This is a genomic window from Spongiactinospora sp. 9N601 (assembly GCF_044326295.1).
GTDB classification, from domain to species: domain Bacteria; phylum Actinomycetota; class Actinomycetes; order Streptosporangiales; family Streptosporangiaceae; genus Spongiactinospora; species Spongiactinospora gelatinilytica.
In genome coordinates this window covers 120,426-133,732 of record NZ_JBIRBB010000014.1, presented here as the reverse complement: position 1 = coordinate 133,732, position 13,307 = coordinate 120,426, and the positions used below count along the sequence as shown (strand labels likewise).

Genomic DNA, 13,307 nt, shown 5'->3' with positions numbered 1-13,307 from the left:
ACGCTCACGGTACTACCGGCCGTATGGCACCAAGGGGCCCCTCAACGCATAGGCTTAGCGCAGTACAGCGGAGAGGAGGCGGCGCGTGATCGAGCTCGAAGGGCTCCCCGAGCTCGTCGATCCGGTGCTGATCGCCGCGTTCGAGGGGTGGAACGACGCGGGTGAGGCATCCAGCGGCGCGCTCGGCCATCTTGAGCGGGCGTGGAAGGCCACCCCACTGGTCGCGCTCGACCCGGAGGACTACTACGACTTCCAGGTCACCCGGCCGATCGTCGAGCTCACCGACGGCCAGAACCGCTCCATCACATGGCCGACCACGCGCCTTTCGGTGGCCAGGCCGCCCGGCGTCGAGCGCGACGTCGTGCTGCTGCGCGGCATCGAGCCGAACATGCGCTGGCGGTCCTTCTGCGAGGAGATCGTGCTGCTGTGCCGGGAGCTCGGCGTCGAGCTGGCCGTGATCCTCGGCGCGCTGCTCAACGACTCCCCGCACACCCGTCCGGTGCCGATCGTGGGCGCGGCGACCGATCCCGGGCTGGCCCGGCAGATCCACCTGGAGCTGACCCGCTACGAGGGCCCCACGGGCATCGTGGGGGTCCTGCAGCAGGCGCTCGGCGCCGCCGGGCTGCGCGCGGTCTCGCTGTGGGCCTCGGTCCCCCACTACGTCGCCCAGCCGCCCAACCCCAAGGCCACGCTGGCGCTGCTGCGCCGGGCCGAAGACCTGCTCGACATCCCCATGCCGCTCGGCGACCTGCCGGAGGAGGCACGGGCCTGGGAGCACGGCGTCGACGAGCTGGCCTCCCAGGACAGCGAGGTCGCCGAGTACGTCAGGGAGCTTGAGGAGCGCAAGGACGCCGCCGACCTGCCCGAGGCCAGCGGCGACGCCATCGCCGCGGAGTTCGAGCGCTATCTGCGGCGGCGCGACCACGGCGGCGAGGGCTGACCGGCGCGCGCCGGCGCCCCGCTCCGCGGTTGGGGCGCGCCGGGCGTGGGGACGAACGATAACGGCAATCGGATGCTCGTCAGTCATCGCCGCGGGGAGACGCGAATGACCCTCCAGCAGATCCGCCTGTTCGGCGATCCCGTGCTCCGCCGTACGGCCGAGCCGGTCACCGCCTTCGACCGCGAGCTTCGCACGCTCGTCAAGCAGCTCTCCGCCACCATGCGCGCGGGGTCCGGGCGGGCGGGCCTGGCCGCGCCGCAGATCGGGATCTCCGCGCGGGTGGTCGTCTACGAGTACGACGGCAAGTCCGGCCATATCGTCAACCCGCGCCTGGAGCCTTCCTCGCGCAAGGTCGTCGCCGACGAGGCGTGCCTGTCGGCGCCCGGCCAGTGGTGGCCCCTGGAGCGCGCCTACGCGGTGACCGCCAGGGGCCGCGACATGTACGGCAAGCCGGTCACCGTGCGGGCGCTCGGCGTGCTCGCCAGAGTGCTCCAGCACGAGACCGACCACCTCGACGGCGTGCTGTTCATCGACCACCTGCCCGCCGCGGAGCGGGAGAGGTTCCAGGCCGCCGGCTCCTGATCAGAGCGCGACCCCGAGCAGGGTGTCGGCGATCTCGCGGATCAGCGCCGGGGCCCGATCGTCCGTGCCGCCGTCCGCCGCCGCCTCCCGCGCCCAGGAGTCGATCGCGGCCAGGGCCCCCGGGGCGTCCAGATCGTCGGCCAGCCGGGCGCGGACCTCCGCCAGCACGGGCTCGGCGGCGGGGCCCGCGGGCAGCGCCACGGCCCGCCGCCAGCGCTCCAGCCGCTCCCGCGCCTCGGTGAGCTGCCCGCCGGTCCACTCCCAGTCGGCGCGGTAGTGCCGGGCCAGCAGGGCCAGCCTGATCGCCATCGGGTCGGTCTCCCGCCTGAGCGCGGAGACGAACACCAGGTTGCCCTTGGACTTGGACATCTTCTCGCCGTCCAGGCCGACCATCCCCGCGTGGACGTACGCCTTGGCGAACGGCCACTCGCCGGTCGCCACGTGCCCCTCGGAGGCGCCCATCTCGTGGTGCGGGAAGATCAGGTCGGATCCGCCGCCCGCCACGTCGAAGCCGGGGCCGAGGTCGGCCAGGGCGATGGCGGTGCACTCGATGTGCCAGCCCGGCCTGCCCCGGCCGAACGGGGAGTCCCAGCCGGGCTCTCCCGGCCGCTCGGCCCGCCACAGCACCCAGTCCAGCGGGTGGTGCTTGCCCGGCCGTGCGGGGTCGCCGCCGCGCTCGCCGAACAGGGCGAGCATCCGCTCCTCGGAGTAGCCGGAGACCGCGCCGAACTTGGGGGCGGCGTCGGCGTTGAAGTAGACGTCGCCGTCCAGTTCGTAGGTCGCGCCCTTGTCGCGCAGCCGCTCGATCAGCTCCGCGACCTCGCCGATCACCTCGGTGACCGCGACGTAGCGGCTGGGCGGCAGGATGCGCAGGGCCTCCATGTCGGCGCGGAACAGGTCGATCTCCCTGGCCGCGAGCCGCCGCCAGTCCTGGCCGTCCCGCTCGGCCCGTTCCAGCAGCGGGTCGTCCACGTCGGTGATGTTCTCGGTGAAACTCACGTCGTGGCCGGCGTCCCGCCAGGCCCGGTTCAGCAGGTCGAACGCCAGGTAGGTGTTGGCGTGGCCCATGTGGGTGGCGTCGTAGGGAGTGATGCCGCAGACGTACATCCGGGCGGTGGGACCCGGCCGGGTCGGGCGGACCTCGCCCGCCGCGGTGTCGTGCAGGCGCGGGACCTCACCCTGGCCGGGGAGCCTGGAGAGCTTGGGAGCAGACCACGATCGCATGCCCTGAGCCTACTTGTGCGTAACACGCGCATCGGCACCGCCACCTGGGATGCAGGAGCGGCGTTCAGGGCGCGGGCAGGACCCGGCGGAAGGCGGCGGGGTCGGCGGGGCGGGCGGAGAAGTCGTACCGCACGCCGTTGCGGGCCAGGGCCAGCAGGGTGACCGATGAGGAGCCCCAGACCTGCCCGCCGGGCAGCCGGCTGCGCACGATCATGGCCCGCTCGTCGGACGTGGCCAGGCCGTCGCCCGCGGCCAGCCCCAGCAAAGACCCCCAGTAGGCGGCCGGGGTGGCCGGGCCGGCGGGGCCGGGGCGCGGGGCGGCGGCGAACCGGGGGCGGAAGTGGGCCACCCGCGGGTTGTCCGTGCCCTGTTCCCAGCCGCTGTTCACGATCATGTGGGTGCCGGGCGGGAATTTGTCCGCGGCCAGCCGGCCGCCGTCCCAGTGCCACATCCGGACCTCCGAGCGCTCGGCGAGCACCAGGTGGAACGGGTCGTACCTGGACAGGTCCACGTCGGGCAGGTCACCGCGGCGCAGGGCGAGCAGCGGCAGGTCGCCTCTGGAGCGCCGGATGTCGTCGCGCGCGAGAACGCCGCGGCCGTTCAGCAGCGCGGCGGCCCGGACGCCCGCCGGATCGACCGCCAGCCAGGTGCCGCCCGCCCGCAGATCGCGCCCGCCGAGCACGCCGGGGTGATCGGGCCAGTGCTCGCCCGGCGGTGTCCAGGGGCGGCCCTCCAGCTCGTCCCTGACCCCGGCCAGGATCACCGGGGCCTCCTCCTCCGGCGCGAAGCCGACGACCACCGTGCACATCCGCGTCCGCCTTCCCTCCCGCGCGTCCTGTGCAGGCTACGCCGCCGCTGCCCGGATCGCCGCGGGCGGGGGTCAGATCGGCGGCCAGGGGATGGCGGGCCAGTCCTCGGAGGGGTTGGGGTGCAGGCCGGTCTCGATGAGGCGGGCCACCCTGGCCTGGGTGGCGGCCAGCTCGGGCAGGGTCAGCAGCTCGCGCAGCCGGCGGCCGAGCCTGCCGTTCTCCAGCTCGCGGTGCAGCCGGCCCAGCACGTTGACCGCCTCGCGGGGAAGCTGCTTGCCGCGCCACTGCCACAGCACCGTGCGCAGTTTGTCCTCGTGGGAGAAGCAGACGCCGTGATCGACGCCGTAGACGTGGCCGTCGGCCAGCGGCAGCAGGTGGCCGCCCTTGCGGTCGGCGTTGTTGACGACGGCGTCGAAGACCGCCATCCGGCGCAGGCCCGGGTGCCGGCTGCGGATCAGCGCGATGAGATCGACCTGGTCGTCGGCGTCGATCCAGAGCTGGCACATGCCGGGGCCGAACGGCCCGTCGCGGTAGACGGTGGGCGGCACGATCCGCCATCCGGTGATCTTGGAGACCTCGAAGGCGGCCACCTCACGGGAGGCGAGCGTGCCGTCCGGGAAGTCCCACAGCGGGCGCTCGCCGCGTACCGGCTTGTAGACGCAGGCGGCGCTGAGGTCGCCCAGGCGCACCGTGCAGTAGAGCGTCATGTTGCTGGCCTCGACCAGCCGGCCCGCCACCTCCAGCCGGCCCTCGCGCAGCAGCCGCAGCGCCGTCTCGTCGTCCAGCACCGGCTGCGCTCGCAAGGCGGACTCGCCCTCGGCCGTCATGAGCTCTCCTCCGCCCGTGCCGCGCGTGCGCGGCGACCCCCCCGAACACGTGATCCTCCCGGCACACGGAGCCCATCGCGCACGCGGGCACCGATGGATCTCTCGCTCACGCACCCCCCTGAAGGCTGCCCCGATGACCATTGAGACGAACGCAGACGTGCCCGTCGGCGTCGAGCGGGCGGCCGCACAGCGGACACGGCGGCCGGCCCGCGGCGACGATCGCGAGCGCGCGCTTGGTGAAGGCCCGTGCGACGCCGGCGCTCACGCGCACCCGCAGCACCGCCGGCTCGGAAGGGTCGAGGTCCTCCTCATCGGTGACCTCCTGCGCCTCGATCACCACCTGGCCCGCGTCCTCGTCCCAGGCGAGGGCCATGGTGCCCACCCGGAAATCCTCGCTGATGGGCAGGTCGAGCGGCGCGTTGTCGGTCAGGTCGGCCGGTGCCATGGCGGGGACCCGCGAGGCGCCGCCGCTCATCCGCAGCACCTCGTCGAGCAGCTCGTCGAGGCGGTCGGCCAGCGCGGCCACCTGGAACTTCTCCAGGGCCACCGTCGTCAGCCGCCCGGCCTCGCGGGCCTGGAGGTAGAAGGCGCGTGCTCCCGGCTGCCCCACGGCACCGGCCACGAACCTCTCCGGTGAGTCGTAGTCGAAGACCGGCATAGCCTGACCTTACGTGCTTCCGGCGCCGCCGCCGACAGCGGCGTCGCTCCCGGTGGAGTTTTCTCCCCCGTCTTTGTGCTCTGCGTCGGGCGGCGGGCGCAGACCGGCCACGTCGCCCCCGGTGTCGTTGAGCCTGAGGACGAAGGGCCGCAGCGGGGTGTAGCGGATCGCGGTCAGCGAGGCCGGATCTGCGATGATCCGCTGGAACTGGTCGAGATGGAGCCCCAGGGCGTCGGCCACGATAGCCTTGATCACGTCGCCGTGGCTGCACACCAGATATACGCCTTCAGCACCAAGCCGGGCATTCCACTCACGCACCGCGGTGATCGCGCGATGCTGCACGGCGGTGAGGGATTCTCCCCCGGGGAACGTCACCGCGCTCGGGTGGGCCTGCACGACCGGCCAGAGAGGGTCGCCGGCCAGCTCCTTCAGCGGCCTGCCGGTCCACTCGCCGTAGCGGCACTCCCCGAAGCGCTCGTCGGTCTGCACGCGCACGCCCGTACGCCCCGCGGCCACGGCCTCGGCGGTCTCCTGGCAGCGCTCCAGCGGACTGCTGACGATCGCGTCGAGGTCGAGCCCGGCCAGCCGTTCGCCGAGCGCCTTGGCCTGCGCCGCACCCGCCTCGCTCAGATGGACCCCCGGGGTCCAGCCCGCGAGGACCGGACCGGTGAGCTCGGTCAGCCCGTGCCGGGCCAGCAACAGCGTCGTCACGCCGTCCAGCCTAGGTCGTGCCGCCCCCTTCCGGGCACCCACGCCCCACAACGGACTGCGGCTGTGGCACGGTATGGGCGTGGTACGGGGGCCTGGTGATGGCGCGGTGTAGGGGCCGGGTGGGGAAAAGGGGCATCGGCCTTCGCGACATCGGCCTCGCCGAGGCCCATACCAGGGCATGAGGCTCTACCACGCGGACAGGCCGCTGACGGTAATCTGGCCTGATCATGGAGCAGCGCTATGTCGGGCGGAGCGGGCTTTCGGTCTCGCGTCTCGGCCTCGGCACGATGACGTGGGGACGCGACACCGGCCCGGAGGAGGCGGCGGCGCAGCTCCGCACGTTCGCCGAGGCCGGGGGCACGCTCGTCGACACCGCCGACGTCTACTCCGGGGGCGACTCCGAACGGCTGCTCGGCAGGCTGCTGCGCGACGTCGTCCCGCGCTGCGACGTGGTGATCGCCACCAAGGCGGTGCTCACGCCCGAGGGCGGGCGGCCCTGCGACGCCTCCCGCCGGCACCTCCTGGCGGCGGTCGACTCCTCCCTGGCCCGGCTGGGCGTCGATGACGTGGAGCTGTGGCAGCTACACGCGTTCGACCCCGAGGTGCCGCTGGACGAGACGCTGGCGGCCGTGGACGCCATCGTGTCCTCCGGGCGCGCGGCCTACGCGGGAGTGTGCAACTACGCGGGGTGGCAGGTCGCCGCGGCGGGCGTCGCCCAGCGCGCGACGCCGGGGCACGCCCCGATCGTGGCGGTCCAGGCCGAATACTCGCTGCTCGCCAGAGACGCCGAGCGCGAGCTGCTGCCCGCCGCCGAGTTCGTCGGCGCGGGCGTGCTGGCCTGGTCACCGCTCGGGCGCGGGGTGCTCACCGGCAAGTACCGCACCGGCATCCCGGCCGACTCGCGGGCGGCGACCCCGCATTTCGCCGAGTTCGTCCGTCCCTACCTGGACGAGCGGTCCCGGCGCGTGGTGGAGTCGGTCACGACCGCGGCGGAGGGTCTCGGCGTCTCGCCCCTGGCGGTGGCGCTCTCCTGGGTGCGCGACCAGCCCGGAGTCGCCTCGGCGATCGTGGGCGCGCGGACCGACGCGCAGCTCACGGGTGTGCTGGAGGCGGAGGAACTCGTTTTGCCGAGGGAGATCAGGGAAGCCCTTGACGACGTCTCTGCGGACTGAGCACATGTCACGCCCGAGCCCCAGCGGGATACGAGAGCCGACCTCACGTATCACTAGTCGATACCGAATCGCAACTTTCCGCTGAAAATTCGGGCGAGTTCACAAAACTGTCAACCGGGTGACTGAGGGGTAACCCACGGATGGCTGCCATAGCGGGCGCGGAGCAACGACCTGGACACGAGCGGGTGCGCGCCGCGCGCCATGGCGTGAGGCGGAGGGGAAGTTCCATGGGGAGGGGAAGGCGGAAGGCCGCCGTCTCTGCGGGCGCCTTGGTGCTCGCGCTGGGAGGCGTCGCGGCCGGGGCACCGCCGGCGGCGGGATTACCCGGCGGCGACTGCGACCCGGGAGGCAACGGCGGGCTGGTCTCCAACCTGACCGGAGGAGTGTGCGAGCTGGTCGACGGCGTCACCGACGTGGTGGACAACGTGACCGGCGACAAGCTGAAGCCGCTCACGAAGAAGATCGACGACACGGGAGAGAAGCTGCACGGCGGCAAACGGCGCGACGACGGCGAGCATGGCGGCGGCAAGAACGGCAACGGGCATGGCAACGGGCACGGTCACGGGCACGACGGGAACAATGACGTCGCGCCCACGGAGCGTCCGCCGAGCCCCCGCCCGACGCAGCCGTCGCTCGGGCCCCGCGGCGAGGAGCCGCCCCTGCTGGAGACCGAGGGCCCGTGCCTGACGGGCCCGCCGGGATGCACGACCACGCCCGCCCCCACCACCTCGGCGGAGCGGCAGACGCCCTGGCCCACGGCCACGCCGGGGCCGACGGACTCGCCGATCCCCACGCCCGTGCCCTCGCAACGCGACGGGCGGGACCGCGAGGAGATCGGCCTGGCCCCGGTACGGCCCTCGGTGCCGCCCGGCCCGCGTCCCCGGCTCACCGACACCGGCCGCCGGACCAAGGCCAAGACGGTGGATCCGGAGCGGCCGAGGTTCGAGCCGCTGTGGCCGTACACCGAGCGGTTGCCGCAGATGCGGGACGCCAAGCCCATCATGCGCCCGGCGCGGCGGTCCGACGTGCTCGGCACGGCGCTGACCGCGGCGCTGCTGCTGTCGGCCATCCTGGCGGCCCGGATCAGCCACACCAGACGCGCCCGCGAGGAGCACCCCGAGTCGATGCCCTTCGACCCCGTACGGGCCCGCAACGGCCACCACAAACTCGCCTGACCCTTTCCCACCTCGCACCCGGGCCCGGCCCCCGCCCGCACTCCCGCGAGCCCCCGCACCCCGCACTCACCTCCGGCCGCGGGAAGTTCCACCACTCCACAGGACGCGATCGGCGTCCGCGGGCTACCGAGCGGCCGCACCCGCCGATGCCGGGGCACGCCACACCCCAGCAAGGCGGAACGACCTCCGGCCGACGCGAAGCACCACCACAGACACCCCACATCGCCGCCCCCAAGGAACTCGGGAAAGCGGCACCCCCGCAGGACCGCGAGCCGCTGCACGGCCGGGCCGGCCGGTGCCAGGGCACGCCACAGTTCCAGCGAACCGGCACTCCCCGGGCTCACCTCCGTCGCCTCCCGAGAAACCCGGGAAAGCAGCACAGCGCGCCGCTGAACGGCCGCATCGACCGATGCCAGGGTGCGCCATAACCAGTGGGCCGGAACGACCTCCGGCCGACGCCGCGCGAAGCACCACCGCAGGCACCCGCCATCGCCGCGCCAGAGGAACCCGGGAAAGCGGCACACCACGACCGTGGGACGGCAGTACCTACTGAACTCAGGGCGGCACACTCCGCGCTCATCTCCGGCCCACGCGAAGTACCACCACCCGTCTCGCCCGAGGAACCCGGGCCGGCATCACCTTGAGGCGGTGTCAGGGCACGCCATGGCGCACGACGTCCGGGTGATGTGAATCGCCGCCGCAAGGACGCTCCCAAGGGATCTGGGAAGCGGTGCGCCGTGATCGTGGCAGGGCGGGCCCGGGGGTATGCCGGGCCCGAACGGAGAGGGGAAGGTCAGGTGCCGACGGCGTGGACGCCGCCGTCGACGTGGACGATTTCGCCGGTGGTGGCGGGGAACCAGTCGGACAGCAGCGCGACGCAGGCGCGTGCGGTGGGGGTGGTGTCGGCGAGGTCCCAGCCGAGGGGGGCACGGGAGGGCCAGGACTCCTCGAACTCGGCGAAGCCCGGGATGCTCTTGGCGGCCATCGTGCGCAGCGGCCCCGCGGCCACCAGGTTGACCCTGATGCCCTGCGGGCCGAGGTCGCGGGCCAGGTACCGGGCGCACGACTCAAGGCCGGCCTTGGCCACGCCCATCCAGTCGTAGACCGGCCAGGCCCTGCTGGCGTCGAAGTCGAGGCCGACGATCGACCCGCCCTCCTTCATCAGCGGCAGGCAGGCGACCGCGAGCGACTTGAAGGAGTAGGTCGAGATGTGCACCGCCGTGGCCACGTCTTCCCACGAGGTGTTGAGGAAGTTGCCGCCCAGCGCCGACTGCGGGGCGAAGCCGATGGAGTGGACGATGCCGTCCAGGCCGTCCAGGTGCTCGCCCACGCGGTCGGCCAGGGAGTCGAGGTGGCCGGTGTCCTGGACGTCGAGCTCCAGCACCGGCGGCGGCTCGGGCAGCCGCTTGGCGATCCGCTCGACCAGGCTGAGCCTGCCGAACCCGGTCAGCACGACGCTCGCGCCCTGCTCCTGGGCGACCTTGGCCACCGCGAACCCGATGGAGGAGTCGGTCAGGACGCCGGTGACCAGGATGCGCTTGCCTTGGAGAATTCCCACTTCAGTGCCCCATTCCCAGGCCGCCGTCGACCGGGATGACCGCCCCGGTGATGTAGGCCGCTTCGTCACTTGCCAGGAACTTGACCACCCGGGCGACCTCGGCCGGGGCGGCGTAGCGTCCCAGCGGGATGCTCTTGCGGATCTGCTCCTGGCGGGCCTCGTCCAACTGGGCCGTCATGTCGGACTCGACGAAGCCGGGGGTCACCACGTTGACCGTGATCCCGCGCGAGCCCAGCTCGCGGGCGAGCGAGCGGCCGAAGCCGATCAGCCCCGCCTTGGAGGCCGCGTAGTTGGTCTGCCCGGCCGAGCCCGACAGGGCGACCACGGAGGAGATCAGGATCATGCGACCGCGCTTGAGCCTGAGCATGCCGCGGGTGGCCCGCTTGGCGACGCGGTAGGCGCCGGTCAGGTTGGTGTCGATGACGTCGGTGAAGGTGTCCTCCTTCATCATCGCCAGCAGGGTGTCCTTGGTGATGCCCGCGTTGGCCACGATCACCTCGACCGGGCCCTGCTCGGCCTCCACCTTGCCGAACGCGGCATCGACGTCGGCCGCGCTCGTCACATCGCACTTGACGCCGAACAGTCCCTCGGGGGGCTCACCCGAGCGGTAGGTCACCGCCACGGCGTCACCGCCGGCGGCCAGTTCACGGGCGATCGCGAGGCCGATGCCGCGATTGCCGCCGGTGACGAGAACAGAACGACTCATGGAAGCGACGTTAGCGCCTACCGGCCGGTAGCCGGGTTGTCCGGGAAGGACAAGATCACACGGTTAGGATCGTTGACATGCGCCAGATCGATCCAGATTTCCTCGCGCTGCCCCTGCGGCGGCTTGCGGACGCGGCGTTGCAGCGCGCCGGAGACCTCGGCGTCGAGCACGCCGACTTCCGGCTCGAACGCGTGCGTGCCGAAACCCTTCGTCTCTACGACGCCCGGTTGGAAGGCGCAATGGACGCCGACGATCTGGGCTATGCCGTACGTGTCGTCAAGGACGGCACGTGGGGCTTCGCCGCCGGCATCGACCTGACCCCGGAGGCCGCCGCGCGGGTCGCCGAGCAGGCGGTCGAGGTGGCCACGGTGGCCGCGGCCGTCAACCGGGAGCCGATCGAGCTCGCCCCCGAGCCGGTCCACGGCGAGGTGACGTGGGTGTCGGCCTACGATGTCGATCCCTTCGAGGTCCCGCTCGCGGACAAGGTCGCGCTGCTGGCCGACTGGTCGGGCGGGCTGCTCGCGCACGCCGACCACGTGCAGGCGTCCCTGATGCAGGTCAAGGAGCAGAAGTTCTACGCCGACAGCGCGGGCACGGTCACCACCCAGCAGCGCGTGCGGCTGCACCCGGCGCTGACCGCGATGAAGGCCGCCGAGGGCCGCTTCGAGGAGATGCGCACCCTCGCGCCGCCCGCCGGGCGGGGGTATGAGTACCTCACCGGCACCGGCTGGGACTTCGCGACCGAGCTGGCCGAGCTGCCCGGCCACCTCGCCGAGAAGCTGGCCGCGCCCTCGGTGGAGGCGGGCGAGTACGACCTGGTGATCGCCCCGTCCAACCTGTGGCTGACGATCCACGAGTCCATCGGTCACGCGACCGAGCTGGACCGGGCGCTCGGCTACGAGGCGGCGTACGCGGGCACCAGCTTCGCCACCTTCGACAAGCTCGGTGAGCTGGTCTACGGCTCGCCGGTGATGAACGTCACGGGCGACCGTACGGCCGAGCACGGCCTGGCCACCATCGGCTACGACGACGAGGGCGTGGCCACCCGGGAGTTCGACATCGTCAGCGGCGGCGTGCTGAGCGGCTACCAACTGGACCGGCGGATGGCCCTGATGAAGGGCTTCGGCAGGTCCAACGGCTGCGCCTTCGCCGACTCCCCCGGGCACATGCCGATCCAGCGGATGGCCAACGTCTCGCTCAAGCCCGCCGAGGGCGGCCCCTCCACCGAGGAGCTGATCGCCGGGGTCGAGCGGGGCATCTACGTCGTGGGCGACAAGAGCTGGTCCATCGACATGCAGCGGTACAACTTCCAGTTCACCGGCCAGCGCTTCTACCGCATCACCGGCGGCAGGCTGGACGGTCAGCTCCGCGACGTGGCCTACCAGGCCACCACCACCGACTTCTGGCGCTCGATGGAGGCCGTCGGCGGGCCGCAGACCTACGTGCTCGGCGGGGCGTTCAACTGCGGCAAGGGGCAGCCGGGGCAGGTCGCGCCGGTCAGCCACGGTTGCCCGGCGGCGCTCTTCCGCGGCGTGCGGATCCTCAACACCGTGCAGGAGGGTGGCAAGTGATGACCCCGCAGGAGATGGTCGAGCGGGCGCTCGCGCGAGACGGCGCAGACGACCGTGTCGTGATCGTGGAGGAGGGCTCCACCGCCAACCTGCGCTTCGCCGGCAACACGCTGACCACCAACGGGGTGGCGCGCAGCGCCCGGCTGACGGTGATCTCGGTGTCCGGGCAGGGCGTCGGGGTGGTCTCGCGCGCCGGCGTGCGCTCGCAGGAGCGGCTCGCCGATGTCGTGGCGGCGGCCGACGCGGCGGCGCGTGACGCGCAGCCGGCCGAAGACGCCCGCCCGCTGGTGGACGCCCGCTCCTCGGGCGACTGGGCCGAACCGGCCACGGTCACCTCGATCGGCGTCTTCAACGAGCTGGCGCCCGCGCTGGGCGAGGCGTTCGCCACGGCGGAGTCCGGCGGCAGGCGGCTGTACGGCTTCGCCGAGCACACCCTCACCAGCACGTTCGTGGGATCCTCCAGCGGTCTTCGAGTACGCCACGACCAGCCCACCGGCCGCCTTGAGCTCAACGCCAAGTCGCCCGACATGAAGCGCTCGGCGTGGACCGGCCTGGCCACGCCCGATTTCGCGGGGATCGACGTGGCGGGGCTCGACGCCTCGCTGGCCCAGCGGCTCGACTGGGCCAAGGTGCGCATCGACCTGCCCGCCGGGCGGTACGAGACGATCATCCCGCCGACCGCGGTCGCCGATCTGATGGTCTACCTGTACTGGTCGGCGGGGGCCCGCGACGCCGCGGACGGCCGCACGGTGTTCTCCGCGCCGGGCGGGGGCACGCGGGTCGGCGAGACGCTGTCGCAGGTGCCGGTGCGCCTCTACAGCGATCCGGCGGCGGCGGGCATCCAGTGCGCGCCGTTCGTGGTCGCGCACGCCTCCAGCCGGGAGAGCTCGGTCTTCGACAACGGGCTGCCGCTTTCGCCGACCGAGTGGATCTCCGAGGGCAGGCTCGTCAACCTGCTCCAGACGCGGCACTCGGCCGAGCTGACCGGGCTGTCCGCCACGCCGCCCATCGACAACCTGATCATGACCGGGCCGGAGGGCGGGCGCTCGCTGGAGGAGATGATCGCCGGCACCGAGCGCGGCCTGCTGCTCACCTGCCTGTGGTACATCCGCGAGGTGGATCCGCAGACGCTGCTCCTCACCGGGCTCACCAGGGACGGGGTCTACCTGGTGGAGAACGGCGAGGTGGTCGGCGAGGTGAACAACTTCCGGTTCAACGAGAGCCCGGTGGACCTGCTCGGCCGGCTCAGCGAGGTCGGGGCGAGCAGGCAGACCGTGCCGCGCGAGTGGAACGACTACTTCACCCGCACGATCATGCCGCCGGTCCGGGTGCCCGACTTCAACATGTCCACGGTCAGCCAGGCGAGCTGACCCG

Annotated in this window: 13 protein-coding genes; 6 read left to right on the top strand and 7 right to left on the bottom strand. The window is 72.6% G+C overall.

Annotated elements, in window-relative coordinates; all coding sequences use genetic code 11:
* Positions 1 to 85: 85 nt before the first annotated feature.
* Both ACH34R_RS30730 and def read left to right on the top strand, forming a co-directional pair.
* Complete coding sequence (locus tag ACH34R_RS30730; RefSeq protein WP_397565010.1) at positions 86 to 940, top strand: PAC2 family protein; 855 nt, start codon at positions 86 to 88, stop codon at positions 938 to 940.
* 105 nt (positions 941 to 1,045) lie between these two features.
* Positions 1,046 to 1,522: a peptide deformylase gene (gene def / locus ACH34R_RS30725; RefSeq protein ID WP_397565009.1), complete on the top strand. Its 477-nt coding sequence runs from the start codon at positions 1,046 to 1,048 to the stop codon at positions 1,520 to 1,522.
* Here the strand turns inward: def and mshC are convergent, their stop codons facing one another.
* From mshC to ACH34R_RS30700, 5 genes are all read right to left on the bottom strand, one after another.
* The gene (gene mshC / locus ACH34R_RS30720) at positions 1,523 to 2,746 is read right to left on the bottom strand and encodes a cysteine--1-D-myo-inosityl 2-amino-2-deoxy-alpha-D-glucopyranoside ligase (protein WP_397565008.1); all 1,224 of its coding nucleotides are present in this window, start codon (positions 2,744 to 2,746) and stop codon (positions 1,523 to 1,525) included.
* A 64-nt stretch (positions 2,747 to 2,810) separates the two neighbouring features.
* Complete coding sequence (locus ACH34R_RS30715) at positions 2,811 to 3,554, bottom strand: NRDE family protein (RefSeq protein ID WP_397565007.1); 744 nt, start codon at positions 3,552 to 3,554, stop codon at positions 2,811 to 2,813.
* Positions 3,555 to 3,626: 72 nt separating this feature from the next.
* Positions 3,627 to 4,382, bottom strand: a complete 756-nt coding sequence (locus tag ACH34R_RS30710) for an SCO1664 family protein (RefSeq protein WP_397565006.1) — start codon at positions 4,380 to 4,382, stop codon at positions 3,627 to 3,629.
* A gap of 106 nt (positions 4,383 to 4,488) precedes the next feature.
* Positions 4,489 to 5,040, bottom strand: a complete 552-nt coding sequence (locus ACH34R_RS30705; protein ID WP_397565005.1) for a DUF3090 domain-containing protein — start codon at positions 5,038 to 5,040, stop codon at positions 4,489 to 4,491.
* Positions 5,041 to 5,049: 9 nt separating this feature from the next.
* Positions 5,050 to 5,751, bottom strand: a complete 702-nt coding sequence (locus tag ACH34R_RS30700; RefSeq protein WP_397565004.1) for a histidine phosphatase family protein — start codon at positions 5,749 to 5,751, stop codon at positions 5,050 to 5,052.
* Between the two features lie 227 nt (positions 5,752 to 5,978).
* On the opposite strand from ACH34R_RS30700, the gene ACH34R_RS30695 reads away from it, so the two are divergent.
* A complete protein-coding gene (locus ACH34R_RS30695) occupies positions 5,979 to 6,923 on the top strand; it encodes an aldo/keto reductase (protein WP_111171726.1) in 945 nt (314 codons plus the stop codon).
* A 227-nt stretch (positions 6,924 to 7,150) separates the two neighbouring features.
* The gene (locus tag ACH34R_RS30690; RefSeq protein ID WP_397565003.1) at positions 7,151 to 8,098 is read left to right on the top strand and encodes a hypothetical protein; all 948 of its coding nucleotides are present in this window, start codon (positions 7,151 to 7,153) and stop codon (positions 8,096 to 8,098) included.
* Between the two features lie 793 nt (positions 8,099 to 8,891).
* Here the strand turns inward: ACH34R_RS30690 and fabI are convergent.
* A complete protein-coding gene (fabI, locus tag ACH34R_RS30685; RefSeq protein WP_397565002.1) occupies positions 8,892 to 9,656 on the bottom strand; it encodes an enoyl-ACP reductase FabI in 765 nt (254 codons plus the stop codon).
* 1 nt (position 9,657) lies between these two features.
* The gene (gene fabG, locus ACH34R_RS30680) at positions 9,658 to 10,362 is read right to left on the bottom strand and encodes a 3-oxoacyl-ACP reductase FabG (protein WP_397565001.1); all 705 of its coding nucleotides are present in this window, start codon (positions 10,360 to 10,362) and stop codon (positions 9,658 to 9,660) included.
* Positions 10,363 to 10,439: 77 nt separating this feature from the next.
* Between fabG and ACH34R_RS30675 the strand changes: the two genes are divergently transcribed.
* Positions 10,440 to 11,933 carry a TldD/PmbA family protein gene (locus ACH34R_RS30675; protein WP_397565000.1) on the top strand — a complete coding sequence of 498 codons (1,494 nt, stop codon included), beginning with the start codon at positions 10,440 to 10,442 and terminating at the stop codon, positions 11,931 to 11,933.
* Positions 11,933 to 13,303: a metallopeptidase TldD-related protein gene (locus ACH34R_RS30670; protein WP_397564999.1), complete on the top strand. Its 1,371-nt coding sequence runs from the start codon at positions 11,933 to 11,935 to the stop codon at positions 13,301 to 13,303. Before ACH34R_RS30675 ends, ACH34R_RS30670 begins: the two co-directional genes overlap by 1 nt.
* The last annotated feature ends 4 nt before the right edge of the window (positions 13,304 to 13,307 follow it).